At 63.5% G+C, this 23,473-nt stretch carries 24 protein-coding genes; 12 read left to right on the top strand and 12 right to left on the bottom strand.

All coding sequences use genetic code 11. The features are described from left to right. Positions 1–3: 3 nt before the first annotated feature. Entirely contained in the window at positions 4–1,377 is a 1,374-nt protein-coding gene (locus tag ACMGFL_RS14690) for a ribonuclease FAU-1 family protein (protein ID WP_436936286.1), read from the bottom strand. Positions 1,378–1,501: 124 nt separating this feature from the next. Here ACMGFL_RS14690 and ACMGFL_RS14685 point away from each other — a divergent pair, with 124 nt between their 5' ends. Both ACMGFL_RS14685 and ACMGFL_RS14680 read left to right on the top strand, forming a co-directional pair. Continuing rightward, positions 1,502–3,196 (top strand): DNA-directed DNA polymerase II small subunit, encoded by a 1,695-nt coding sequence (locus tag ACMGFL_RS14685; RefSeq protein ID WP_436936285.1) that lies wholly within the window; start codon positions 1,502–1,504, stop codon positions 3,194–3,196. A gap of 216 nt (positions 3,197–3,412) precedes the next feature. Further along, complete coding sequence (locus ACMGFL_RS14680) at positions 3,413–3,817, top strand: STAS/SEC14 domain-containing protein (protein WP_436936284.1); 405 nt, start codon at positions 3,413–3,415, stop codon at positions 3,815–3,817. A 9-nt stretch (positions 3,818–3,826) separates the two neighbouring features. On the opposite strand, the gene serB is transcribed toward ACMGFL_RS14680, so the two are convergent. Both serB and ACMGFL_RS14670 read right to left on the bottom strand, forming a co-directional pair. Further along, positions 3,827–4,462: a phosphoserine phosphatase SerB gene (gene serB, locus ACMGFL_RS14675; RefSeq protein ID WP_436936283.1), complete on the bottom strand. Its 636-nt coding sequence runs from the start codon at positions 4,460–4,462 to the stop codon at positions 3,827–3,829. A gap of 81 nt (positions 4,463–4,543) precedes the next feature. Beyond that, positions 4,544–6,766, bottom strand: a complete 2,223-nt coding sequence (locus ACMGFL_RS14670; protein ID WP_436936461.1) for an ATP-dependent DNA helicase — start codon at positions 6,764–6,766, stop codon at positions 4,544–4,546. Between the two features lie 169 nt (positions 6,767–6,935). On the opposite strand from ACMGFL_RS14670, the gene ACMGFL_RS14665 reads away from it, so the two are divergent. Continuing rightward, positions 6,936–7,439 carry a metallophosphoesterase gene (locus ACMGFL_RS14665; protein WP_436936282.1) on the top strand — a complete coding sequence of 168 codons (504 nt, stop codon included), beginning with the start codon at positions 6,936–6,938 and terminating at the stop codon, positions 7,437–7,439. A gap of 130 nt (positions 7,440–7,569) precedes the next feature. Here the strand turns inward: ACMGFL_RS14665 and ACMGFL_RS14660 are convergent, their stop codons facing one another. Next, on the bottom strand, positions 7,570–8,325 hold the full coding sequence (locus ACMGFL_RS14660; protein ID WP_436936281.1) for an ArsR/SmtB family transcription factor: 756 nt from the start codon (positions 8,323–8,325) through the stop codon (positions 7,570–7,572). 89 nt (positions 8,326–8,414) lie between these two features. Between ACMGFL_RS14660 and ACMGFL_RS14655 the strand changes: the two genes are divergently transcribed. The 3 genes from ACMGFL_RS14655 (at position 8,415) to ACMGFL_RS14645 (ending at position 10,121) form a co-directional block, all read left to right on the top strand. Then, positions 8,415–8,762 carry a hypothetical protein gene (locus ACMGFL_RS14655; RefSeq protein WP_436936280.1) on the top strand — a complete coding sequence of 116 codons (348 nt, stop codon included), beginning with the start codon at positions 8,415–8,417 and terminating at the stop codon, positions 8,760–8,762. A 93-nt stretch (positions 8,763–8,855) separates the two neighbouring features. Continuing rightward, entirely contained in the window at positions 8,856–9,650 is a 795-nt protein-coding gene (locus ACMGFL_RS14650) for a DUF7093 family protein (protein ID WP_436936279.1), read from the top strand. 81 nt (positions 9,651–9,731) lie between these two features. Then, positions 9,732–10,121 carry a DUF5611 family protein gene (locus ACMGFL_RS14645; RefSeq protein WP_436936278.1) on the top strand — a complete coding sequence of 130 codons (390 nt, stop codon included), beginning with the start codon at positions 9,732–9,734 and terminating at the stop codon, positions 10,119–10,121. 52 nt (positions 10,122–10,173) lie between these two features. On the opposite strand, the gene ACMGFL_RS14640 is transcribed toward ACMGFL_RS14645, so the two are convergent. From ACMGFL_RS14640 to ACMGFL_RS14630, 3 genes are all read right to left on the bottom strand, one after another. After that, on the bottom strand, positions 10,174–11,514 hold the full coding sequence (locus ACMGFL_RS14640) for an MFS transporter (protein ID WP_436936277.1): 1,341 nt from the start codon (positions 11,512–11,514) through the stop codon (positions 10,174–10,176). Between the two features lie 83 nt (positions 11,515–11,597). Next, positions 11,598–13,415, bottom strand: coding sequence for a sensor histidine kinase (locus tag ACMGFL_RS14635; RefSeq protein WP_436936276.1), 1,818 nt, complete (start codon positions 13,413–13,415; stop codon positions 11,598–11,600). 130 nt (positions 13,416–13,545) lie between these two features. Further along, positions 13,546–13,905 (bottom strand): cell division protein SepF, encoded by a 360-nt coding sequence (locus ACMGFL_RS14630; protein WP_436936275.1) that lies wholly within the window; start codon positions 13,903–13,905, stop codon positions 13,546–13,548. 473 nt (positions 13,906–14,378) lie between these two features. Here ACMGFL_RS14630 and ACMGFL_RS14625 point away from each other — a divergent pair, with 473 nt between their 5' ends. Then, a complete protein-coding gene (locus ACMGFL_RS14625) occupies positions 14,379–14,543 on the top strand; it encodes a DUF1059 domain-containing protein (RefSeq protein WP_436936274.1) in 165 nt (54 codons plus the stop codon). Between the two features lie 10 nt (positions 14,544–14,553). On the opposite strand, the gene ACMGFL_RS14620 is transcribed toward ACMGFL_RS14625, so the two are convergent. Continuing rightward, positions 14,554–15,033 (bottom strand): RNA-binding protein, encoded by a 480-nt coding sequence (locus ACMGFL_RS14620; RefSeq protein WP_436936273.1) that lies wholly within the window; start codon positions 15,031–15,033, stop codon positions 14,554–14,556. Between the two features lie 89 nt (positions 15,034–15,122). Here ACMGFL_RS14620 and ACMGFL_RS14615 point away from each other — a divergent pair, with 89 nt between their 5' ends. Then, a complete protein-coding gene (locus ACMGFL_RS14615; protein WP_436936272.1) occupies positions 15,123–16,400 on the top strand; it encodes an RNB domain-containing ribonuclease in 1,278 nt (425 codons plus the stop codon). Between the two features lie 47 nt (positions 16,401–16,447). Here the strand turns inward: ACMGFL_RS14615 and ACMGFL_RS14610 are convergent, their stop codons facing one another. Further along, positions 16,448–16,714: a thioredoxin family protein gene (locus ACMGFL_RS14610; protein WP_436936271.1), complete on the bottom strand. Its 267-nt coding sequence runs from the start codon at positions 16,712–16,714 to the stop codon at positions 16,448–16,450. A gap of 94 nt (positions 16,715–16,808) precedes the next feature. Between ACMGFL_RS14610 and ACMGFL_RS14605 the strand changes: the two genes are divergently transcribed. From ACMGFL_RS14605 to ACMGFL_RS14595, 3 genes are all read left to right on the top strand, one after another. Then, on the top strand, positions 16,809–17,273 hold the full coding sequence (locus ACMGFL_RS14605) for a hypothetical protein (protein WP_436936270.1): 465 nt from the start codon (positions 16,809–16,811) through the stop codon (positions 17,271–17,273). 67 nt (positions 17,274–17,340) lie between these two features. Then, a complete protein-coding gene (locus ACMGFL_RS14600) occupies positions 17,341–17,499 on the top strand; it encodes a preprotein translocase subunit Sec61beta (protein WP_436936269.1) in 159 nt (52 codons plus the stop codon). 563 nt (positions 17,500–18,062) lie between these two features. After that, on the top strand, positions 18,063–19,385 hold the full coding sequence (locus ACMGFL_RS14595; RefSeq protein ID WP_436936268.1) for an NAD(P)/FAD-dependent oxidoreductase: 1,323 nt from the start codon (positions 18,063–18,065) through the stop codon (positions 19,383–19,385). Positions 19,386–19,409: 24 nt separating this feature from the next. Here the strand turns inward: ACMGFL_RS14595 and ACMGFL_RS14590 are convergent, their stop codons facing one another. After that, the gene (locus ACMGFL_RS14590) at positions 19,410–20,405 is read right to left on the bottom strand and encodes a methyl-accepting chemotaxis protein (RefSeq protein ID WP_436936267.1); all 996 of its coding nucleotides are present in this window, start codon (positions 20,403–20,405) and stop codon (positions 19,410–19,412) included. Between the two features lie 139 nt (positions 20,406–20,544). Here ACMGFL_RS14590 and ACMGFL_RS14585 point away from each other — a divergent pair, with 139 nt between their 5' ends. Further along, entirely contained in the window at positions 20,545–21,792 is a 1,248-nt protein-coding gene (locus tag ACMGFL_RS14585; protein WP_436936266.1) for a glycosyltransferase family 87 protein, read from the top strand. An 84-nt stretch (positions 21,793–21,876) separates the two neighbouring features. Here the strand turns inward: ACMGFL_RS14585 and ACMGFL_RS14580 are convergent, their stop codons facing one another. Together ACMGFL_RS14580 and ACMGFL_RS14575 are read right to left on the bottom strand one after the other, a co-directional pair. Continuing rightward, entirely contained in the window at positions 21,877–22,884 is a 1,008-nt protein-coding gene (locus ACMGFL_RS14580; protein WP_436936265.1) for an ArsA family ATPase, read from the bottom strand. A gap of 86 nt (positions 22,885–22,970) precedes the next feature. Continuing rightward, positions 22,971–23,399 carry a dCTP deaminase/dUTPase family protein gene (locus ACMGFL_RS14575; RefSeq protein ID WP_436936264.1) on the bottom strand — a complete coding sequence of 143 codons (429 nt, stop codon included), beginning with the start codon at positions 23,397–23,399 and terminating at the stop codon, positions 22,971–22,973. Between the last annotated feature and the right edge of the window lie 74 nt (positions 23,400–23,473).

Below are 23,473 nucleotides of genomic sequence, written 5' to 3'. Positions count from 1 at the left end.
GTATCACAGCGCGTTCGAGACGGCGTCCGCAACTGATCGGGCCTTCTCGGCGAGCGGTTCGGAGACGTGCCCCGCCTCGACGGCCGCGTTGAGTTCGTCGTCGTCGACGCGTTCGACCGTTCCGTCGGGGTGTTTGACCACGTCGACGTGCAGGTCGACGTACCGGGCTTCCCGGGGGAACAACTCGACGGGCGTGCAGATATTGACGTACGTCCCGCGACGGTCACCGTCCGCGCCGCGATAGACCGTCGGATACCACCACCGACCCTCCTTGAACTTCGTGATGGCAACGTCGCCCTCCTGTATCTCAGTGCCAATCGCGTCGTAAGTGCCGCCGGGCGTGAGGTCACGGCAGAGCGTGACTTCGCCCTCAGCCGTCCGATTTTCCACCTCGCCGGGGCCGAGTTCGATCCGGCGACCGTCGGGTTTGCCGTGGCCGATGGTGAGCGTCTCACCGACGCGCGGGCCGAACTGCCGCGTCACGGCCTCGAAGGGAAAGGATCCCCCGCCCGCATCCGGACAAACGTCTTCGACGAAATCGACGGCGGCGCTCGCCGACTCGCTCCCGGCCTTGATCCGGTGGTGGCCGTCCATCGTCGCCGTGACCGACCGGCGGCGGTCGTCAAGCGCGCCCCGCGACTCGCGACCGAACCAGACCCACTTCGTCGTCTCCCCCGGCCAGTAGCAGTGGGGCGCAACGTCGGTCGGTGCGTCCGCATCCCCGAAGGCCTCGTCGAACTCGATCGCACGCGCTCGAAGCCGGTCGAGCGTGTCACCGAGCGCGTCCAGGTCGGCCTCGTCGGCGTCGCGCGTCCAGTCGACCGCCCAGCCCTCGGGCGGGTCGGTCGGGAGCACGTCCGCGAGTTCCGGCCCGCCGGTGTCTGTGGTTCCGCCGCGGACGAGCGTGGCGAGCGACCCCCGGATCCGGATCGTCGTGTCTAGCACGGGTCGGCGGTCGCTCCAGGGCGGGTACGGCTCGTCGACCTGCACCCGGAGACGGTCGCCGGTCTCGACGCGTCTGGCGGTCTTCGAGTAGGGCAGAAAGCCCACGCGGCCGCCGGACTGACAGGTGACGAGGGCACCGCTGTCGAGTGTCTCGGTCACTTCTGCAGCGTAGATCGCCCCCCTGGGGAGATCAGCTTCCCAGACGAAGGTGTCCCGGCCGAGCGTCGAGAGCGTCTCGGTGACCGTGGACGCGTCTCCGGGACCGAAGACGCCGACGCCCTGCCGGTTCTCAGTCGTCTCGACGACGACATCTGCCGGTTCGAAGGGAAACGACTCCTCGAAGCGCTCCTGGATCGGCGGCGATGCCTGCACGACGGACTCGAACAGCGACGTGAGCGCAGTTGTGTAGATTCCGCGAACCCGAACGGTCATCGCCCGAAACTGGGTGACCGAGCGGCAAAGCTTCTGCGGGTCGCGGTTGACGGGGAAGGATCCGTCCGCGGTAACAGTGGAGGGCGTCCGCTATCCTTAATTCGCCCCCGCACGTTGTCGGGATGTGCCACTCGAAACGCCCGCTCGCGTCGTCCGCGAACTCGCACAGCGGGGGTACAACGCCGAGCGCGAGGCTGTCACGGTACTCGCAGGTGCTGCGGATCCACAGCGGGCGATCGAACGCGCAATCGAACTCGCACCCGACGAGACGCCCGTCCTCGCGACCGAACACGCCCGCGAGGCCGTCGAAGCGGCCGAGTCCGGCGATTCTAGCTCCGACGATCCGGAGTCGCAAGCGTCCGAATCATCGTCAGCGCCCGATCCAGACCCCTCTGTTTCAACTGGAACCAGGCCCGAAAATCCGACCGAAAGTGGTGGGGAAGTTCCACCTGAAACGAAGGGGTCTTCGGATGGGGGAGCAGCAGGCCAAGCGACGGGTGTCACTGTCGAGACGGGGGGGACGACCGTTGCAGATAAGTCCGAACCGGGAGGATCAACGACTGCAGCGGGCGAGCGGACTCGCACAGAGCGCGACCGACCTGCCTCCGACCGCGATATCGAAGTCAGCGGCGATATCCAGAGCACAGGGACCGGTGACTACGGGGACTTCGTGACCGTCTTTCGCGACCGCTACGAGAAACTCGCCGGACACCTCCGCGGGCGCGTGACCCACCGGCCGACCGACGCCGTCTCCCAGATGAGCGGCGGCAGCGAGGCGGCAGTCATCGGGATGGTCTCAGACGTTCGCTCGACGTCCGGCGGCCACGTCCGGATCGAACTCGAAGACACCAACGGCACCTACCCGTGTCTGGTGATGAAAGACCGCGACCTGGCCGACGAGGCCCGGGAACTGCTCCACGACGAAATCGTCGCTATCGAGGGACGGCTCTCCGACGACAACTCCGACGGCGACGGCATCCTCTTTGCCGACGATATCCACTTCCCGGACGTCCCCCGGACGTACTCGCCGTCGACAGCCGACCGGCCGGTGCAGGCCGCACTCATCTCCGATATCCACGTTGGCAGCGACGAGTTCCGCCCCGACGCGTGGAACCGCTTTGCCGACTGGCTTCACACCGACGAGGCCGAACGGGTGGAGTATCTCCTCATCGCCGGTGACATGGTCGAGGGCGTCGGCGTCTACCCCGGTCAAGACGACGAACTCGACATCGTGGACATCTACGAGCAGTACGAGGCCTTCAGCGAACACCTCAAATCGGTGCCCGGGGACATGGAGGTCATCATGATCCCCGGCAACCACGACGCAGTTCGACTCGCGGAGCCACAGCCAGCCTTCGACGAGGAACTGCGCGAGATCATGTCCGCACACGATGCACGGATCTCGGCGAACCCCTCCACGGTCACCGTCGAGGGCGTTTCGGTCCTGATGTACCACGGCGTCTCGCTGGACGAACTCATCGCCCAGTTGCCCGACGAGCACGCGACCTACGACCGCCCGCAGGATGCGATGGCGCAACTCCTCAAGAAACGGCACGTCGCGCCACCCTACGGCGGCATGATCCGACTCGCACCCGAGGCCGAGGACCATCTCGTCATCGAGGACGTTCCGGACATCTTCCACACCGGTCACATCCACAAACTCGGCTACGGCACCTACCACAACGTTCTCACCATCAACTCCAGTTGCTGGCAGTCCCAGACCGACTTTCAGAAGAGCGTCAATCTCGAACCAGACGTGGGCTATGCGCCTATCGTCGACCTCGATACGCTCGATCTGACGATCCGACAGTTCCTCTGATCGAACCCAATAGATCGTACCGTACTGACCCATCTGGCAGTAAGTTCGCCGAAATATCCGGAAATGTCGGATACAGAATTTTTCGAGAAAGTAAAGCCACAGTAACAAATAGTGATAGGTTCGAACAGAGAAAGGCCCGCAAATATCGAATAAACGCTTTTCAACGATGAAAATCGGGAGGAAGAATATATATAACGATCTGTGTATTGGCAAGATATGGCATACTACAACGAAGACCATTTGAAAGTGCGGTATGAGGAAGACCTCGACGCTGTGATGATGAAGTGGAAAAGCTTTGCACAGGGCGATGAGTTTCGCGATGGACTCGACACCGGGTTAGAACTGGTGCAAAACAAGAAGGCGAAGAACTGGCTCGCGGACCTCCGGGAGATGGGGACTATCAACGAAGACGATCAGGAGTGGTCAAACACCGATTGGTTTCCCCGCGCGCTTGAAACGAGTCTGACAAATATGGCGATTGTCCAACCTGAAAGTGTTGTCGCAAATATGAGCGTCGAAAACATCATGGAGGAAGTCGGTGACGGCGACTTGACGACACACTATTTCGATAATCGCTCGGAAGCAAAGCAATGGCTTCGAGACCAGAGAGCAACGCTGTGAACGGAGCGATCAGGTCAGGTTTTCGCGTTCGAGCAGGTCCAGCAGTTTCGGCATCGAGGAGACGACACTATCGCAGGCGGGTTCGACGTTCGGTTTCGGCTCGAAGCCGATAGCCAGCCCCGCGGCTTCGAGCATCGGGAGGTCGTTCGCCCCGTCGCCGACAGCGATGGTGTCTGCACGGTCGGCCCCGACGACGGCCGTCAGCACCTCCAGCGCGTCGTCTTTGGTCCCCTCGATGAGCGGCCCCTCGACCTCGCCGGTGAGTTTGCCGTCCGCGACGGGCAACCGATTCGCGACGATTGCGTCGACGGTGACGCCCTCGCGGTCGAGTGCGGCCGCGACGCCGCGCTCGAAGCCGCCGGTGAGGATGGCGACGTAGACGCCTGCATCTCGGAGCGATTCGATAACGTCGGCCGCGCCGGGGCGCAGTCGTACCTCGTCGAAGGCGGCCTGTGCCTTCTCGTCGGCAAGCCCCTCCAGGAGCGCACATCGCTCGCGGAGGCTCTCGGGGTATTCGAGTTCGTCGTTCATCGCCCGCTCGGTGATCTCTTCCATCTCGTCTGCGACGCCACACTGCTCGCCCAGCAATACGGTCATCTCTGAGTCCGAGAGCGTCCCGTCGAAATCGAAGGCAACGACTGTCATTAGTCGGTCTTCGATGCGCGGGCTTTCAAACCCCGCGATCTGTCTCTCGGGTGAACTCGCCGTGGGCTGGTTACCGAACGCTCAGGGTTTCGGCGGCTTCCCGTCGTAGGCGTCCATGTCCGAGAAGAAGTTCAGCAGGCCGAACTTGAGTTTTGCCGGGTCGACGTCGGTCATCTCGGCGCGCTCCTCGGGCGGAAAGGTGCCGCGCACGGCGTACTCGGACATCTCGATTTCGGCGCGCTCGGTGTAGCGACCGTCGAGCAGAATGCGCGCGCCGAAATCGTCCGGCGAGCGAACGACCCGACCGAGCGCCTGCCGAGTCTTTCGGATCGTCGGAATCTCGACGGCGTAGCGCCAGCCAGCCTCGTCGTCCCCATCCTCGCCAAAGGCTGTCTGGTAGGACTGCTGGACGGCCTCCATCCGGTCGTCAAGTTTCGGGTAGGGCACGCCGACCACGACGACGGTGCGAGCGTCGTCGCCGTCGTAGCTGACCCCTTCACCGAGGGTCCCCCACAGCGACGTAAAGAGGACGCCGTCGTCGTCGTCGGTGAACCGCTCGCGCAGGTCGTGGGCTGGCGTCCCCGGTTCGTCGAGATACCGAGTCCCGTTCTCGACTCGGCCGTGATACCGACTCGCCTCGGCGTAGCTCGGGAAGAACACGAGCGTGTTGCCGGGCGTGAATCGGATGACGTCTTCGAGGGTGTCGGTTATCGTCGCCTGCACCCCGGAGTCGTCGCGCTTGCTCGCGAACAGCGCGGGGCCGTCGACTGCGTACGTGCGCCGCCGCTTCTCGGGAAACTGCGGACCGTACGCGAGCGTCTCCGGGTCGTCGAGTCCGAGTACGTCCTCGGTCACGTCGAACGGACGGAGCGTGGCACTCATCAGCACGCTTGCGTGGAGATCGGAAAACAGCGACCGGGTCACCGACTCGGGGATACAGGTGTACAGTTCCGCTCGGCCGTAGATGTCGCCTCTGGCGCTCGCCGGGCCGCCGTCAGTATTTCCCAGGCCACCGCTGGCAGCACTCCCCCGGCCACCGTCAGCATTCTCCGGGTCGCCCCCGGTACGCTCGCGGCGGACGCTCACGACGGGATAGGTTCCCGTCGCGTCCCCTTCGTCGAGCCACGCCTGGACGAACTCCGCGGCCTGCAGGGTCTGACACTCCTTGCGGACGCTCGTCTCGCCGTTCTTGTAGGCCGTCTCGTACTGGCTGTCGAGTTCGCGGCCGAGTTCGACGGCGTGCTGGAGTTCCGACTCGTAGCCCGGCCCCGTGTACGCCCGCAGGAAGCGAAGCGTCAGTTCGTCCCGGCGGTCGTCGTTCGCGATGGCAAGGTCGTGCCACTCCTCACCGACACCCTCGCGTTCGCCAAAGGCGAGTTCCTCCCCGTAGGTGTCCCGAAGCGCTCGGAGAAAGGTCGAGAGCACGTTGTAGGCGCTATCGGCCCGTGATGGGTCCCCGGTCGGGTCCGCGCCGCTGGACGCAGTCGTCTCGCTTTCGAGTTCGTCGAGCGCGCTCTCGACGGTGGTCTCGGTGAGCGTCCGTCGGGCGTGGTCACGGGCGGACGATTCGACGTTGTGGGCCTCGTCGAAGACGGCGATCACGTCCTCGGGGTCCCGGCCCAGCCACCGGACGAACTGCTCGCGGATGAGCGGGTCGAGCAGGTGATGATAGTTGCAGATGACGAGATCGACCCCGTCGACGCCCTCCTTGAGGAGTTCGTAGCCACAGAACCCGCGCTGGTCAGCGAAGTCATATATCTCGTCGGGCGTGCGGACGTCGTCGTACAGCCACGCGAAGAAGTCCTCGGTCCCCGCGGTGAGGTTCCGGTAGTAGTGGTCGCAGGTCTCGCGCTCTTCGAGTTCCGCGAGCGTCGTTTCGACCTCGTCGAGTTCGTCCATCACCGAGGAGCGCGCTGCAGTCGCCTGGTCCGATCCCGCCTGACTGTCCGCCAGCAGTTCGCGCTGGTCGCGTTCGAGTTGGGCCTGTTCGCGCTCCGTCTCGACGAGTTCCCGCGTCGTGTCTCGCAGCGCCTGACACTCTTCGTAGCCCACGTCGATGTGACACATCGAGTCCTTGCCGCGAAAGACGACCGCCCGGATGTCCTCGCTCTCGGCGATTGCACTGGCTTCCCGTCGGAACTGGCGCATCTGCTGGTGGACGTTCGTCGTAATGACGACCGTCTTGTCCTCGGCCTGGGCGTATTCGAGCGCTGGCGCGAGCGCGGCGAGCGTTTTTCCCGTCCCCGTTGCACCCTCGAAGAGAATGTCCGTCCCGTCTTCGAGCGCCCCCCGGATCTGGTCCATCGCCTCCTGCTGGTGGTCGTAGGGGCGCTCGTAGGGGAAGTATCGAAGATACGAGGGCGCTGACACAGGTAAGGGTAGACCCCATTCAGATATAAATGACGGCCCCAGAGCGGATGTGGACACGGTCGTCAGAGTGGCTGTTATAGGGACACGGCACGTAGCCACCACCATGCTCGTCGTGCTCTCCGACACGCACGCGGAGACGGACCCGTCGCTGAACCGCCATCTCGAACGCGTCGTCGGGGAGGCCGACGCACTCCTGCACGCTGGCGATTTCACCACGCCAGCAGTCCTCGACGCGTTTCGGGCCCGCGCTGACACGCTCGTGGCCGTCGCCGGAAACCGGGACGGGCGCGCCGTCACCGAACAGCTTCCAGAAACGACGTGCTTCGAGTGGGAGGGGTTTCGGATCGCACTCGCGCATGGACACCGCCACGACCGGACGAGTCTCTCATTATTTGGACGAGAAAACGCTGCCGACGCCGTCGTGGTGGGGCACACCCATCGGCCAGGCGTCGACTCCCTCGACGACATCCCGGTCGTGAACCCAGGGAGTCACGCCGACCCGCGCGGAGCGCGCGCGGGCTATGCCGTGTTCCAGCGGAGCGGTGGACGGCTCCGCTGTGAGCTCCGCACCCTCACCGGGAAGCCAGGCAGGACGGTTCGGCTGTAAGGGGTGGCTGGAGGGCCACGTCGGGGAGGGGGCAGGCATCGAAGGCTACTCGGGGGGACACAAAATAGGCGGCGAAGGCTCAAACAGCGGTTTTAGCTATCACAACCTCTCGACGCCCCTTCGAGAGGATTCACCGATAGTACTGGACGACACCGACGATACCCAGCACGAATAGGCCGCCAGCGAAAAACAACAGCCCGGGTGGGAGCGACGCCGCGGCCTCGGACGCTGTCTCGACAGCCTCGGGCGTCGGCGTGTCGATGACGTCCGGGGTCGGCGTCCCAGAGGGTTCCGGCGTCTCGGTGACCGCCTCCAGTCCGACGTCGCCGCCTTCCTCGGGCGTCGACGCGGCGTCAGCCCCGTCGCCGCTGGCCGCGCCCCCCGCTGGCGTCGGGTCAGACGCCGCTCCGGGATCGGAGCCGCCATCCCCGTCACCGAACGGCAGCAGTGATCCGCCAAACGTCGACTGGATCGCGAGACTCGCAATTCCGAGCAGGCTGACGGGGCCGAGCAGGCGGGACAGCGCCGTCCGCAGCGTCGACTCCTCCTCCTGGTCGCCCGCGTAGATGACCAGCGGCTTGTCCGCGGCCGCGTAGACGTTCATCTCCCTGCCTTTCTCCGAGTAGGCGGTGTCGACGACTTCGATCGCGCCCGCGTCTTCGAGGTTTCCGAGATGGTACTGGACGTTCTGGACCGAGGTTTCGACGCGATCGGCGAGTTCCGAGGGGGTCGCTGGCTCGCCGTGGATCTCCTGCAAGAGATTGCGTGCAGTATCCGAAGAAAGCGCCGCGAGAACGTCGTCGGCGTCCTCGCTGTCGACGCCGATCACCCGAGGGTCCGCATCGGCCGACTCGGATGTGTCGGGTCGGGAGGGCAACAGCGACATACGGGCGGATATGTCAGCGGTGACATTAGTGTTGTCGCTGTGGAATCAGCCACCGACGCCATTTTCACGGTCGCTTGCAAAGTCCGGGTGTGACAGCAGTCGACGAGTGGGAACAGGCGCTCGCCGCCGAGGGGTCGCTCACCCCGGAGTTGGTCGACCGGATCGTCTCGCTGCACGGCGACCGCGGCCACCGCGCAATCGAGGCCGTCGGAGAGGAGCGCGTCAAGTCCTACCGCGATTTCACCGTCGTCGTCGGCCACAGCGAGGAGTACGTCGTCGAGGACGACGGCTGTAGCTGCCGGGACGCCGAGTACAACCTCGACGTGGACGACCCCGAGCAACTCTGCTGGCACGCGATTGCGGTACGCGTCGCGCGTGCCATCGACGAACTCGACAAACACGACATGTGGTACTCCGACGTCCACGATTTCATCTAGTGTCGGCGTGTCTCGTCAGCCAGTGACAAATCCCACCCACCGTCGATACCCCAAGCAGTACGCTTATGTGTAACAGGCGGGCATCTCATGGCAATGAGTCTCAAGTGTTCGATACTCGGCCACAGATACGGGGAGTCCGACATCGAACGCTCCCGCGAGGAAGACGGGAGCGAGGTGGTCACGACGATCCGGGAGATCGAGACGTGCCAGCGCTGTGGCGAACAGCGCGTCGTCTCCGAGAACAAGGAAGTGACGACGCTGGAGACGGCCGCCGACATCGTCTCGGAGGATCTCGGCGAGTCGACTGCTGACGAGCCATCGGAGACGGCGTCCGACACGGGCGACCCGTCACCAGCCGAACAGACTGACGCAAGCGCACAGGAGGCGAATCAAACCGAGATGGACGGAGCGGAATCGACAGCCCAGTCGGGGCCGAGCGGCGCGGAGATACAGGACGCGGAGACTGACGACGCGGAGATTCTGGACGCCGAGACGAGCGAGCCAGCAGCCCAGCCCGAGCAGTCGGTCGCCCCGGAGACAGCGCCGACCGACGCTGGAACCGACGCCCAGCCCGACGACACGGTACCCGATGCCGAAGACGACGACGGGGTCATTCTCGGTGAAGACAGCGACGACGACACCGACGAGCGCGAACCTGGCGAGTGGCCCGAAGAAGACGACGAAGGCGAGGACGACTGGCAACCGGAGACGACTCCCGTCTCCGAGGACGCCGACATCGAGCCGACGGGATCAGCAGTGACCGTTCCCGAAGGCGAATTTTACTGTCCGGAGTGTGACTTCACCACGCCCGTCGAGGACTCCTCACTCCGGGAAGGTGATTTCTGTCCGGAGTGTCACCGCGGGTCGCTCAAACACAGAACAGGGTAAACAAAGCGCGACGGCACCGCGCGAACGGAGACACGACCGAGCCTCGAAAGAGGTAAACCGTCACCTGCCAAACCTGGGAGCATGCGAGAGTACAAGATGCGTCGGGGCGAGCATCTCGACGAGCGCGTTGCGGATATGGAGGCGTTTGTCGAGGAGTATTTCGGGCCAGTCACTGACACCGAGGCGTACAAGGACAGCGAACTGCTTATCGTCGAGGAACCGGACAATCCGGTCTTCTCACGGGTGACGGCGGGGACAGTCGAGTATTCGGGCAAGAAGGACAAAATCGCGCTGGACATCGAGGAACGCCCGGCCGAGGAGGTCATCGCCGAAGGCCACGTCGACGCCGCCGAGGACGCGGTCACCGTGAAAAACGACTTTCTGGAGGAAGCGACCGGCCGGGACGCCAAGTCCCGCCGGGACTCGATGAAACGCGACGTCGAAGACGACGAAGTGCCCGACGACGTCTGATACGGAGACGGCCCTGTCGTCGCCCGAGACGCTCACAGATATGCGTCGAATCTCAGCGGTATGCGTCGAATTCTCTCCCAAAGAACAGGAAGTACGCGACACCACCTAGCCCGATTGCTGTCGCGATGGTAAAGGCCGCCACGGGGCTACCCGGGTAGTCGATGCCGACGCGCTGGAGAGTGACGCCACCGTAGAGAGCGCCACCGACCGCCGCGCTCGGGATGACGATCGCATTTCTGACCAGATAATACGAGCCAGCGACCCGGCCGCCGGTGTCGCGCTCGGCGGGGCCGACGATGAGCGCCTTGTGGGCCGGGAGTCCGGCAAATCGCAGTCCGGAGAACGCAAAGAGCAGCGCAAACACGGCCGCGTTCGCGGGCGCGGTGATGAGCACGACCGGGAAGACGGCATAGACGACGAAGCCGAGTGCGACGACCGGCTTGAGACCGACCGACTCGGCGAGTCGAGCGGCAGCAGGCATCGAGACCAGCGCGACGCTCATCTCGACTGCGAGCAACACGCCGAAAAACACCTCCGGCGAGAGGGCGATGCCGCCGAGTTCGAGCCCGACTGCCCGGAACTCCGTGACGACGAGGACGAAGAACACGTACACCATCCCGTTGGCAAAGCGCACGAGCGTGTCCGCGACCAAAAGCGGCCGCAGTTCCGGTGGCATCGTCCGCAGGTCCGCGCGAATCTCAGCGAGCCCCTCGAAGGATGAGCCGATGGTCGTGTCCTCCGCGCGATAGAGGACGTGTTGCATGGCCGTCGCGACGACGGCGGTGACGAAGGCAACGGCGAGGATGAGCTGGAATCCAGCCGTGAAATCAACAGTGAGAAAGAGCAAGCCAGCGGCGAGCAGCGGGCCGACCAGAAAGGCGGTGCGTCGAAACACCTCCGTACTCGCGAACCCCCGGGCGAGCTGTGCGGGCGGCACTGACTGCTTGACGATGGCGAAGGTCGCACCGAGACCGAAGGACTTCCAGGCCTGTGCAAAGAGGAGACCCACGAACACCCACACCCACGGTTCGACGACGAGCGCCCCAACCGAAAGGGTCCCGAGCACCGGCGCGAGAAACCAGACCAGAAAGCCGAGGCTGGAGACCAGCCCGAACAGCGTCAGCGCCCGCCGTGACCCGATCCGGTCCGAGATCGCGCCGCCGGGATAGGGATAGCCCGCGCTGATGATATTCTGGAGGGTTCCAAAGAGGCCGATCACGAACGCGCTCGCCCCGAGTACGCTCAGATACTGCGGGATGTATCGGCTCGTCATCTGAAACCCGAGGCTGAACGCGAACATCGCCACCGAGAGCACGAGCACGTCGCGCCGAAGCGAGAAAAACTGTCGGAACGGGTCGAGCACGCCGGGCGTCTCGTCGCCGTCCGTTCCCATGATCCACGTCTCGGTGGAGAACCCAATCAAGCTACGCATCCCGGCGATTCTGACTTCCTTCCGGGCGGCAGTTCCTGCTCGCGTTACTCCCGAAGGACGCCGATGATAGCAAATCGCGCGCCGCCGTCTGCGCCGTCCTCGATGTCGACCTCCCAGCCGTGTGCGTTGGCGACTCGCCTGACGATTGTGAGACCAAAGCCCGTGCCGTCCTCGGCTGTCGTGTGTCCCTTCTCGAAGACTGACTCGCGCTCTGACTCGGGGATCCCGGGACCGTCGTCCTCGACGTAGAAGCCGTCAGGCAGGTTGCCGACGGTGATCGTGACCGACGGGCCAGCGTGGTCGATGCTGTTCCGAAAGAGGTTCTCGAAGATCTGCTGGAGACGGCTCCTGTCGGCGGTGATGCTGCCGCTGGTCTCGTTTTCGAGCGTCGCCTCGGTCGTCTCGACGCCCTCCCAGCAGTCCTCGACGAGCGCCGTCATGTCGATGGATTCGGTCTCGCTGACCGGTTCGCCCTGTCTGGCGAGTGTCAGTACGTCGTCGATGAGCGCCTCCATGCGTTCGTGCGCCTCCGCGACAGCCTCCAGGTCCTCGCTGTCGAACTCCCCTCGTGCGGCGTCGAGGCGCAGTTCAGCGACGTTCAAGGGATTGCGCAGGTCGTGCGAAATGAGGCTCGTGAACTCCTCGAGGCGCTCGTTTCGCTCTTCGAGTTGCGCTTGGTATCGCTGGCCGGATATCTCGTAAGCCAGCCACCGACTCGTCAGTTCGACGAAGGTCTGCTCGAAATCAGTGAACTCGGGTCGCGGGTCGCTGTCGGCAAAGCAGAGCGTGCCGTACAGTTCGCCGTCCACGCGAACCTTCGCCCCGACGTAACTTTCTAGCCCGAACACGTCGTACGCACTGTCGTCTTCCCAGCCTTCCTCCCCGGCGTGTGTGACGGTCAGACTTCCCTCGGTTCTGATCGTCTTGCGGCAGTACGAATCCGAGAGCGGGCAGGACTCGCCCGCCTGCAGTAACTCGTGGTCACCGACGCTTTTGATGATGTGCTGTCTGTCGTTTGTGATCCGTGTCAAGAACCCGTATGGAAGGTCGAGATGAGCGACGCCGAGGTTGAGGATCCGGTCGAGTTTCGTCTCGAAGGCCATCTCGATGTCGGAGGCGAGTTCGTACAGCGCGCTGAGGCTGTTGACGCTTTTCTGCAGTTGGTCCCGGAGTTGCTGGTGTTCGGTGATGTCTCGGAAGTAGACAGTCAGCCCCGACTCCGAGGGGTACACCTGCACGAAAAAGTGCGTCGCGAGCGGGTCGTACCAGATATCGAATGACAGTGACTCCTGATTGTTCATCGCCTCGTGGAACTTGTCGGAGATGACCGTCTCGCTGGCCTCAGGAAAGGCCTCCCAGAGCGACTCCCCGACCAGCGCCTCAGGATCGCTGTCGAGTAACTCCGCGGCCCGGTCGTTGAGATACGTGAACTGCCACTCGGAATCGAGTGCGTAGAACGCGTCGGTCATCCGGTCGAGGATGGCCCGCTGCTGGGCCTCGGCTTCCTTTCGTCCGGTGATATCCCGCGAGTTGATGACGTACCCGCCCAGCCGCCGGTCCTGTTCCGTACTTGCGACCGCTTCCAGCCAGACCCAGGATCCGCTGGCGTGACGGATCCGAAATTCGATAGCATCCGGTCCGGCGGTCGGGTCGATGAGGGCCTCGACGACTCGGTCGCGGTCGTCGTCGTGCACATACTCGAATACGTTCACACCGACCAGCATGCTGGGGTCGTATCCCAGTAGCCGCTCTATTGACTGGCTCCCGTACTGGAGTCTGCCGTCCTCGTCGACGACAGTGATGATGTCCTGCGAGTGTTCGAGCAGGGTTTCGAGGTCAGCCTCTGGGAGTTCAGCGGTCATACTTGCAACGTGGTCAGGGTGGAGACGCCCCTCGTACGGTGAAACACACTCCCCCTACCGTCGCTCGGAAGATAAACCTCGTGGCTGTCAGCCGACATCATGTGGCCGACCATGTCGTGATCGTTCGCGGTCAGTGGCCGAGTCGCTCCCGACTGATGTTGATCCCAGCGGGCGTGATGAGGAGTTGGTCGTCGTCCTTCTGGACGATGTCGCCGCCGACTTCGCGGGCGACCTGCTTGAGTTCGTCCGTGATGTGTTCCATCGTTCGGTCTTTCGTGCTGTGACGCGTGATGTCAGCGACGACGATGTCACCGTCGTACACGGCGTCTTTGATCTCGATGACGTCAGTCTTGTCGCTGATGTTTGCGATCCGGAGTGTCGTTCCCGTCTGGATGTCCTCCTCGGCCAGGTCCTCGGCAGTCAGTTCCACGTAGTCGCCGGTCTCCCGGGCAGGCCCCGACGTGCCGAATATCTTGCTCATTAGTCCCATACGACCTACCGGGACCGCTGGCCGCTTAGGCTTTACGTCAGACACAGAACGTCGTCCGGGTGACCAGCGGGTGCTGTACAAGCAGGGCAGTTCGGTTCAGTCTCGGGAGGTTACGAGTTGGCCGCCTCCAGCGCATCGAGTCGTGACTCGACGGTCTCCAGTCGGTCACGCAACTGGTCGCCCGACCGTCGGTCGGTGTTGTCTGCTATGCTGGAAGCTCCCGCACCTTTCGTCAGGCCGGGTTGATCGACACCATCTCGCCAGCGCCACGTGAAACGGTACGAACTGACAGAAAAAATTCAGTAAAACATAATAAAGGCCATGATAACAGAAATTACCCGGGATGTGGGTGAGTTCGCGTGCGACACAGCCGCGACGGGAAATCGGTAAGTGAACGATATTTTCGTGAGAGAAATTCCGTCGTGCGATATTCGACGAGTAACAATTAGCCACACGCCCGATGGTGAGTCGGTATGGCAAACCAATACAGCTGTAGTGCCTGTGGATTTCAGGTTCAGGCGGACGACGAACAGGAAGTGATCGACCACGTACAGAAACACGCCGACGAAGCACACGATATGGACGTGTCGTCGGACGATATCCGCAGTGGGATGGAAGAGGTAAACATCGCGAACTGACAGACGGCAGTCACACCGTGAGTTCGTAGAGTTCGTCACCGACGTGGTGGAGTGACTCGACGACGCGCCCCTCGTCGCCAGTCATCTCCGCGCCGTCGACCTTCGCTCGTCCGACTGCGAGCGCCTTGTCGTGAGTCTCCTCGACGATGACGACGAGGTCACCAGCATCTATCGACTCGTCGGCCGCGACGATTCCCGGTCGCATCACGTCGGCTCCGTTCGAGACGAACTCGATCGCACCGGCGTCGACGGTGACGACGTTGCTCTCTGGTGGATATTCGTTTGCGCCGCGGACGGTCAGAAACGGCTGGCCGTCCAGATATAGGACGAGCGGTTCGCCGTCGACCAGCACGACGTCCCAGTCGCCGCCGGTCAACTCGACCTTCTCGAAGGACTCGGCGTCGACCTCGACACCGAGTTGTGTGGCGAGTGTCTCGCTGATCTCGTCGATCGCGTCCGACCGCAGGTGATGCCGGGATTTGACCTCCATACTCCACCGTCATCGGCCCGAGAGATAAAACGCATCGACTCGGGTCGCGACAGCGACACCACTAATTAGCGCCTCCTCGTATCGGGGGTATGAGCGACTCAGAGCAGGCCGATGCCGGCACCGCCGAAGAGCAGGGGCCGGTCGAAATCGACGAGGAGATGGCTCGCCATCTGGCGAACAAACGCGAGGAGCTGTTCGAGAAGTTCGAGATCCCCGATGGCTTCCCGCCGGAAGTGCTCGAAGAGGCCGAGGCGCGAACCGAGGACGTCGAGGCGGAGATTCAAGCGGAACTCGACGAGCGCCGCGACCTGCGTGACCTGACGACGTGGACGACCGACCCCATCGACGCACAGGACTTCGACGACGCGCTCTCGGTCGAGGAACGCGACGACGAGTACGTGCTGTGGGTCCACATCGCTGACGTAACACACTACGTCTCTCCGGACACCGAGATGTGGACCGAGGCGGTGACTCGCGCGAACACAGTGTATCTCCCGGCCTACACCGTGCATATGCTCCCGCCAATCCTGGCCGAGACGGTCTGTTCGCTCGTCGAGGGGGAGGACCGACTCGCCCACACCGTCGAGATGCACCTCGACAAGGAGACGCTCGGCTACGAGGAGATAGACATCTACAAGTCAGTCATCCACAGCGACGAGCGACTCACCTACACCGAAACCGAGGACAGACTCGACTCCGACGGCGAACCGCTCCACGACGACCTGTCGCTGGTCTGGGAACTCGCAGACCGGATGCACGAGCAGCGCAAGGAAGACGGTTCGCTCGTCCTCAACCCTCGCCGTGACCGTGCTCACACCATCATCGAGGAGTGCATGCTAAAGGCGAACAAGGCAGTCACCCACGAGTTGATGTGGGACCGGGGCGTCGAGGCGATGTATCGCGTCCACCCCCAGCCAAGCCCCGACGAGTGGGGCGAAGCGCTCCAGGAAATTCAGGAACTCGACGGCGTCTCCGTCCCCGGCGACAAGTGGGACGAACCCCGAAAGGCGGTCAACGCCACGCTCGAATCAGCCCCGAAGCGACAACTCGACAAGATCCAGTGGGCAGTGATGAAGGTCATGCCCCGCGCGAAGTACATGAACGACCCCTTCGGGGGCCACCACGCGCTGAACTTCGAGATTTACGGGCACTTCACCTCACCGATCCGGCGGCTCTCGGATCTGATCAACCACTGGATCGTCGCAACGAACGACGTACCTGAGGATCTGGTCGCGCTCTGTGACCGGGCCTCGGACCGACAGAAAGACGCCGAGCAGTGCGAACGCGAGTACAGGGACTTCCTCGAAGAGGTCGGGCTGAGTCCCGACGCCGTCAACAACCGCGGGATCGAAGTCGTCGAAGACTAAGCACTCTCACAGTTGGGAGTCGCGTGAGAAGTGACTGCCGGGCGTCGCTATGCGCCAGCTTCCTGCAGGGCGTCCTCGATGTCGCCCGCCTGCGTGACACCGACGAAGCGCTCAACGATGCCGTCCTCGTTTTCGACGATGAGCGTGGGCAGCGAGCGAACCTGGTACTCGTTTGCGATCTCCTGCTGTTCGTCGACGTCGATCTTCTCGAACTCGACGCCGTCGTATTCGGCTTCGAGGTCGTCGAGGATCGGGTCTTGGGTCTTACAGGGGCCACACCAGTCGGCGTAGAAATCCTTGAGCGTCACGGACATACGTCTACGATCGTATGCCAGTAATTCGGATAAGCGTTTCGTCAGCGGTGACGCGGTGACAACTGTTTTATTCGAGAGCGAAAGAGATCCGGACATGTCCCCGCAGACGTCGCGTGAACAGATAGACGTCAGTCCCGCCTCGAAACTTGGTGGAACCGTCATCGTGTTCGGAGCGCTTTCTGTTCTCTTCGAGGTGGCGTTCGTCGCAGTCGCGCTCGCGTACGCGTCGGTTCCGACGGAGGTCACAGCCGTGGTTACGCTGTTCGCAGCGGTGCTGCTCGGCGGCCCGTTTGGGCTGACCGTCTGGCGGTGGTGGCGGGGCCGGTTGAGCGAGGAGAAATCCCGACTCATTCGGGTCTCGGAGGCCATCGTCTCGGTCACGGTGCTGGCTGGTCTGGCCCCCGTGCTCGGCTACGGCGGGGCGACGATGCTCGCGCTTCGGGCGAAGGTTGACGAGGGCGCGGACAGCGAGGCGTTCAGACAACGACTCTGGCAGTGGCCCGACCGAAACAGAGCGTTCATGGCCCGCGGCGAGGGGACGATTCCGATCGTTCCCTGACGGTGGAGAAAAGGCGTCCGGTGTCGATGTCGAAACGCTTAGTACGGTCCCAGACAGAGACAGGAGTATGAGTTCAAGCGACGGCGGCGGACTGATGTCGAGTGCGGGTCTCGTCCGGTACTTCGATTCGGAGGAGAATAAGGGGATCCGCATCGACCCCAAGACCGTCATCGCCTTCAGTACCATGCTGGGCGTCCTCGTGTTGTTGCTCAACGCGTTCGCCTGAGAGCCGCTTTTTGCATTCTGGCGTCCGCGCTCGGGGTTAATGAGGGTGATACGTAGTGTTCAGATGAGAGATTGAGACAGCATGAAAGCCCCCGCGCTCTCGGGTCGGGGGACTTGCTGTGCGCGCTCCCGTTGGTCGCGTGCTTGCTGCGTCCGCCTTCCCCGAGAGCGCCGCCCCTTTCAGTCCCGGCCCGTAGACAGGCTATTCAGTCGAAATAGGTGGGACTGAAAGGGGCGAGTCTCGACGACGTAAGCACGCAACTGGAAAGAACGCGCGTGGTTCGAGAGAGCGGAGCTCTCTCGTCACTGAGCGAATCGAAGATTCGCGAGGTCTGCGAACGCGTTGCGTTCGCCCGATCCTGAAAATCTTCGATTTTCTGAGACAGCGAGTCGCGGGCAGCGAGGCGCAAAGCGCCTCGGGCCGTGCGAACGGCGAAGCCGTGAGCAGAAGTTCAGAGGCTTGGGGCTTTCTTGGTGTCTACATCCATCCCAAAGTCAGCAACTCCATCGGCACAGCTACCTCGAAGACACAAGGACTATTCGCCCGAGCGGAAAATGGAGCGTATGATCGGTATCGTCGGGGGCGGAATCGCCGGACTCGCCGCCGCCCACCGTCTGCAGGGCCACGGCCACGACGTGCAAATTTTCGAGGCGAGCGACCAGGTCGGCGGCCTCGCGGCGACCTACGAGACGGCGGGCGACCCCATCGAGCGATTCTACCACCACCTCTCGAAGTCCGAAGAGGAGATCGTCGAGTTGGCCGCCGATCTGGGACTCGGCGACGCCGTCGACTGGCGGGTCGGTGAGAACGCCTACTACGTCGACGGCGTCGTCCACCCGATGGACACCCCGTGGGAAATTCTCGCGTATCCACACCTGAGCTTCTACGACAAGTTTCGACTCGGGATGCTCGTGCTCGGCATCGACGTTCGCGGAGTGCCAACCCGCGAGACTTTTCAGGACTTTACTGACTTCGACGACGTGCCCATCGAGGACTTTCTGCTCGACCACACCACCCGATCAGTGCTGGAGAACTTCTTTCGCCCCCTGCTGGAGGCGAAGTTCGGCGACCGCTGGCGGGACGTGAGCGCCGCGTGGCTCCTGGGCAGAATACAGTTTCGCGGCGAGCGCGACATCCTCCGGGGCGAGATTCTGGGGTATCTCGACGGCGGCTTCGGCCGCCTACTTGACGCACTCGTCGACGCCGTCGGCCGCGAGTCGATCCACACCGGCGCGCGCGTGACCGATATCCATCGAGACAACGGCCGCGTCACCGGTCTCTCCTACGAGACGAACAGGGCTGGCGATGCCGACGGCCCAGCACAGGAGACAGTCGACGTGGACGGCGTCGTCGTGGCGACGATGCCGAACGTCCTCGAAGCGCTCACGGGCTACACCTGCGAGATAACCTTTCAGGGGACGGTCTGTTCGCTCTTTAGCTTCGACCAGCCAGTCACCGGCACCTACTGGCTGAACATCGCTGACGACGCGCCCTTCGGCGCGCTCATCGAGCACACGAACTTCATTCCGCCCGAACGCTACGGCGGCGAACATCTGGTGTACGCCGCGACGTACGTGCAGGATCTGGCCGCAGACCTGTGGCAACTCGACGACGAGGCGGTCGAGCGGCGGTATCTCGACGGTATCGTCGACCTGTTTCCCGACACCGACCGGGACGCGCTCAACTGGGTGCAGACGGCGCGCAACCCCCGGACTGCGCCGGTCTACGAGCAGGGCTATCTGGATATGGTGATCCCCTACGACCTCGAATCAGTCGCGGATGGACTGTACTACGCTGGCATGGCCAGTCGAGCGCAGTACCCCGAGCGCTCGCTGAACGGCGGTATCGTCGCCGGGTTCGAGTGCGCAGACCGGATCGCAGAGTAGAACGAACCGACAGAACCGCCGGTCTCAGTCGTCGGCGGCGTGCGTGTTCCGCGCGAGGTCGTCGACCAGTTCGTCCACTGCCCGGTTGATGTCGCTGATCTGGTTCGTCTGCGTGGCGACTTCCTCGGAGATTTCAGTCGTCTCGTCGGCGATTCCTTCGGCACTGACGACCGTCTGGTCGACCATGCTCGCGACTTCCTCGGTCGAGGCGGCCTGCTCGTCGGTCGCGTCTGCGATCTCGGCAATTCCGTTAGAGACCTCCTGCACCGCCTCGTGGATGTCTTCGAGGATCTCGACGGCCTGATTGACCGACTCGATGCCCTCCTCGATACGCTCGTTGTTGCGTTCCAGACTCTCGACGGCGGTGGCGGTGTTTTGCTGAATTTCGCCGATCATCGCTTCGATCTCGCTCGCGTTGTCCTGTGACTCCTCGGCGAGTCCTTTGACCTCGTCGGCGACGACCGAGAACCCCTCGCCTGCCTCGCCAGCGCGTGCAGCCTCGATCGAGGCGTTCAGCGCGAGCATGTTCGTCTGGTCGGCGATGTCGTTGATGACCTCGACGATTTCGTCTATCTCGCCGACGCTCGACTGGATCGCCTGCACGTCGTCGGCGACGTCCGTCGCGGCGGTCTGAATGTCGCTCATCGCCGTTTCCACCTCGACTGCCGACTCTTGTCCCTGTTCGGCAAGATCGCTGGCCTTTCGCCCCGCCGCGGAGACTTGCTCTGAGGAGGAGGCGATCTCCTCGACCGACGCCGAGAGGTTCGACACTTCGTTCGCGACGTTCGAGACGGCCTCGTACTGCTCTGCCGCTTCCCCCCGAACTGCGTCGATGCGCTCTGCTATCTCGACAGAACTGTCCTCGAGTTCAGCCAGCGAGGACTGGAGTTCGCTCGCCGCCGCGTGGTCGTAGCCAGCGTCTGCGTCGATGTCTTCCTCGACCTGCTCGTCGATATCGACGTCGATGTCCTCGTCGATATCTCCAGTTGTTGCACCGATATCGGCAGATGACTCGTCCATGTGCGACCAGACGGTTGGCGCAAATCACCTTAAAAATTGTGTGCGAGTTTACTTCACTGAGACTCACGGGTGAGCGTCAGCAACCGCCATCGCATGGCAAACCCAGCAGCATTATAGGGACCCGATACACCTATCCACTGTGACCGAAACGTCGCTACGACGGAGCACGCGACTGCTGCTCGGCGTCGGGATTCTGATCGGTCTCCAGGGAAGTATCGCGATGCTCGTGAGCGGTTCCGACCAGTACCTGCTCGCGTCAGACGTGTACTTTCACGCCGCCGACACGGCGCTTTCGGGCGGCGATATCTACGAGGTGACACCGCCCGGCAGAGAGGACTATCACTACCTCTATCCGCCGGTCGTGACGCTGCTCTTTCTCCCGCACGCCCTGCTCGGGAGCGAACTCGCCGCCTACGCGCTCCAGACGCTGTTGAACGTCGGTGTCGGCATCGCCACCGCGGCCGTCATCTGGCGAGCGCTGGCGCGTCGGGGTATCGTTCTGCCGCGACTCGACCGCATCCTGCTCGGCGTCTTCGTGCTCTGTTCCTCCTACGGGGCGATCACGGTGGTGAACGGGCAGGTGACGCTCTGGCTCGGACTCGCGCTCGCGGTGGGCTTCGACGCGCTCGACCGGCAGCGAGAGACGGTCGCTGGCGTCGCCTTCGCGCTCGCGGCACTCGTCAAGGTCTTTCCCGCCGCGCTCGGCCTGCTTCTCCTCCGATTCCGTGCCTCTCGGGGCGTGGTCGCGGCCGTCGCGACCGGACTGCTTGGGATGCTCGTCGGCCTCGTCGTCTTCGGTCCAGACGTGACCGTCACCTACGTCGAGGACGTACTACTCGCCCGCTTCGAGAACGAGACGTTCGACGGCGTGCCCGACCCGAGCGACTCACCCGGCGGGATCCACCGCCAACTCGCCGCACTCCGCGTTCCCTCGGTGCTCGTGACGCCGCTCGCGCTGGTCGCCGTCGCCGCTCCGCTCGCCGTCGTCTACCGGCGACTCGACACCGACCTGCGACGACAGGCCGCGGCGCTCGCGACTGTCGCGGCCGTGTTGCTGTTCGTCCCGCTCCAGCCGCTGTACTTCCCGCTCGTTGTCTTCCCCCTCGTCCTGTTGCTCGTGATGCTCCCCTCTGGACCGGTCAGAGCGATCCTCGCTGCGGGCACGCTGGTGTCGTACTTTCGAACCAGCTACGAGCAACTCGTCAGCGATATCGAGGCAATCGGACTGCCCTCGGGCATCGAATCCGCGCTCGTTGACGCGACGGGCGCCCTGCTCACCTTCATTCTGCCAGCGCATATCGGTCTCTGGGTCATGTTCGGAGCCTGTGTGCTAGTCGCCCTCTCGTCTGTGGAGGCGCGACCGGCCGTTCGCACGACCGATGATTGACACTCATACTGTCGGCTGTACGTGTGTAAAAATATTCGCCACCCCGGGTGGCGAATTATGTTCGAGATGTTACAGCCGACCGTATCAGGACTCACCGAGACAGGCGGCGACGGCCCGCAACAGCCGTTCGCCGTGTACCTCCTCGGCGAACAGCGGGACGCGCCGAACGGTGTAGGAGCGAAAGATGTCCTGTGACTGGGCGAGTGCCTGTTGTTGGACCTGCCAGCGTCGCTTACAGAAGGCACAGTCGGTGTGATTTGGCGAGACGTACAGGTCCGGATCGATGTCGGCTACCTCCGAGGGATCCTGCATCACTCGGTTGACGACGACAGTCCTGACGGGGATCTCGAACTCCGCAAGTCGGTCAAGCAACCGCTCTGACTCGCGGACGCTCAATTCCTCGGGCACGAGCACGACCCGGAAGTCCGTTCGCTCGGGGTCGCGCAACAGTTCGCGCAGTCGCTCGATTCTCTCGGAAAATTCCTGCAGGCCGCCCAGGTCGTCCGCGTCGTCGTCATCGCCAAACATCCCATCGAACAGCCCACCCATGCGCTCGCGCAGGCTGAGCAGGCGTCCGGCCATCGAGTCGAGCATCTCGGGGAGTTCGAGCAACCGAAGCGTGTGCCCCGTCGGCGCGGTGTCGACCACGACGCGGTCGAAGCGGGGGTCGTCGAGATACTCGATCAGCAGTCGGACTGCGGCGGCCTCGTCCGCACCGGGCATCGCCCCCGAAAGCGGGTCTGGACCGTCACCGAGGACACTCGACAGCGTGCCCTCGTCCAACCCGAACGGCCCGTCGTCGAGCGCGCTCTCGGGGTCAATTTCGGCGGCGTACAGCGGGATGTCCTCCCGGATCCGCCCCGGTTCGTCGGGCACCTCGGTTTCGAGTGTGTCCGACAGCGAGTGTGCCGGGTCAGTCGAGACGACGAGCGTCGAGACGTCGCCGCGCGCGCTCGTGAGTGCCGTCGCTGCGGCCATCGTCGTCTTGCCGACGCCGCCCTTGCCACCGTACAGCACGTACTCCGGCGCGTCGATACCGGCCGGGACCGCCGATTCGTCGACTTCCTCGACGGGTTCGACCTCGAGATCCATACCCTCGCTTCGAGCGGGGTCGTTGTGTACCCGTCGAACACGTCACGCCCACGCGAGAGCAACCGCTGTATGCGCGAAACTCTCCTCTATTCGCGCTTGGCGTCGACGAGCGTCGAGACACGGGCATTTTCCTTGAGCAACAGGCCGCCGTCGCTGACACTGAGCGGAACGGGCGGCAGTTCGGTCACGTCGAGCGTCGGATGAAAGGCCCCGCGGACGAGGAGTTCGTCGCGCGTCTGGAGTTGGAAGCACAGATCCCCGTCGCGCAGTGATTCGTTGTACTCGATCAGGTACTGCCCCGGTTCGAGGTGCCACCACTCGTAGTCGTCGTCGGGGTTGCGCTTCTCGGTCGGATGCGGGTCCGTCGCCGCGGGTTCGAGTTCGCCGCCGCCGAAGTCGACGCGGCCGGGATCGGTCACCTCGTACACCTCCGCGACCGTCAAGTCGAGACCACGCCCCTCAGTCTGCGTCGGTTCGTGTACGATGTCCTCAACGAAGGCTGTGTAGTCCACCATACCGACCGATTGGGGGAGCGACGTGTAAAACCCGTTGCAGGATCTGAACGCGTTCGATGGCTGGATCCGTGGGT

It is taken from the genome of Halovenus marina (assembly GCF_051414115.1).
Classification (GTDB): Archaea; Halobacteriota; Halobacteria; order Halobacteriales; family Haloarculaceae; genus Halovenus; species Halovenus marina.
Note: the sequence above shows the minus strand (reverse complement) of the source record. Positions and strands in the feature narration are given on the sequence as shown.

Coding starts and splice junctions, on each gene's coding strand:
- ACMGFL_RS14625 (WP_436936274.1), top strand. CDS start 14,379: ATGGCAAACCAATACAGCTGTAGTGCCTGTGGATTTCAGGTTCAGGCG.
- serB (WP_436936283.1), bottom strand. CDS start 4,462: ATGACAGTCGTTGCCTTCGATTTCGACGGGACGCTCTCGGACTCAGAG.
- ACMGFL_RS14690 (WP_436936286.1), bottom strand. CDS start 1,377: ATGACCGTTCGGGTTCGCGGAATCTACACAACTGCGCTCACGTCGCTG.
- ACMGFL_RS14575 (WP_436936264.1), bottom strand. CDS start 23,399: ATGGTGGACTACACAGCCTTCGTTGAGGACATCGTACACGAACCGACG.
- ACMGFL_RS14605 (WP_436936270.1), top strand. CDS start 16,809: ATGTCCCCGCAGACGTCGCGTGAACAGATAGACGTCAGTCCCGCCTCG.
- ACMGFL_RS14645 (WP_436936278.1), top strand. CDS start 9,732: ATGCGAGAGTACAAGATGCGTCGGGGCGAGCATCTCGACGAGCGCGTT.
- ACMGFL_RS14670 (WP_436936461.1), bottom strand. CDS start 6,766: ATGGACCAGATCCGGGGGGCGCTCGAAGACGGGACGGACATTCTCTTC.
- ACMGFL_RS14615 (WP_436936272.1), top strand. CDS start 15,123: ATGAGCGACTCAGAGCAGGCCGATGCCGGCACCGCCGAAGAGCAGGGG.
- ACMGFL_RS14610 (WP_436936271.1), bottom strand. CDS start 16,714: ATGTCCGTGACGCTCAAGGATTTCTACGCCGACTGGTGTGGCCCCTGT.
- ACMGFL_RS14600 (WP_436936269.1), top strand. CDS start 17,341: ATGAGTTCAAGCGACGGCGGCGGACTGATGTCGAGTGCGGGTCTCGTC.
- ACMGFL_RS14640 (WP_436936277.1), bottom strand. CDS start 11,514: ATGGGAACGGACGGCGACGAGACGCCCGGCGTGCTCGACCCGTTCCGA.
- ACMGFL_RS14665 (WP_436936282.1), top strand. CDS start 6,936: ATGCTCGTCGTGCTCTCCGACACGCACGCGGAGACGGACCCGTCGCTG.
- ACMGFL_RS14635 (WP_436936276.1), bottom strand. CDS start 13,415: ATGACCGCTGAACTCCCAGAGGCTGACCTCGAAACCCTGCTCGAACAC.
- ACMGFL_RS14590 (WP_436936267.1), bottom strand. CDS start 20,405: ATGGACGAGTCATCTGCCGATATCGGTGCAACAACTGGAGATATCGAC.
- ACMGFL_RS14630 (WP_436936275.1), bottom strand. CDS start 13,905: ATGGGACTAATGAGCAAGATATTCGGCACGTCGGGGCCTGCCCGGGAG.
- ACMGFL_RS14595 (WP_436936268.1), top strand. CDS start 18,063: ATGATCGGTATCGTCGGGGGCGGAATCGCCGGACTCGCCGCCGCCCAC.
- ACMGFL_RS14580 (WP_436936265.1), bottom strand. CDS start 22,884: ATGGATCTCGAGGTCGAACCCGTCGAGGAAGTCGACGAATCGGCGGTC.
- ACMGFL_RS14650 (WP_436936279.1), top strand. CDS start 8,856: ATGAGTCTCAAGTGTTCGATACTCGGCCACAGATACGGGGAGTCCGAC.
- ACMGFL_RS14680 (WP_436936284.1), top strand. CDS start 3,413: ATGGCATACTACAACGAAGACCATTTGAAAGTGCGGTATGAGGAAGAC.
- ACMGFL_RS14660 (WP_436936281.1), bottom strand. CDS start 8,325: ATGTCGCTGTTGCCCTCCCGACCCGACACATCCGAGTCGGCCGATGCG.
- ACMGFL_RS14620 (WP_436936273.1), bottom strand. CDS start 15,033: ATGGAGGTCAAATCCCGGCATCACCTGCGGTCGGACGCGATCGACGAG.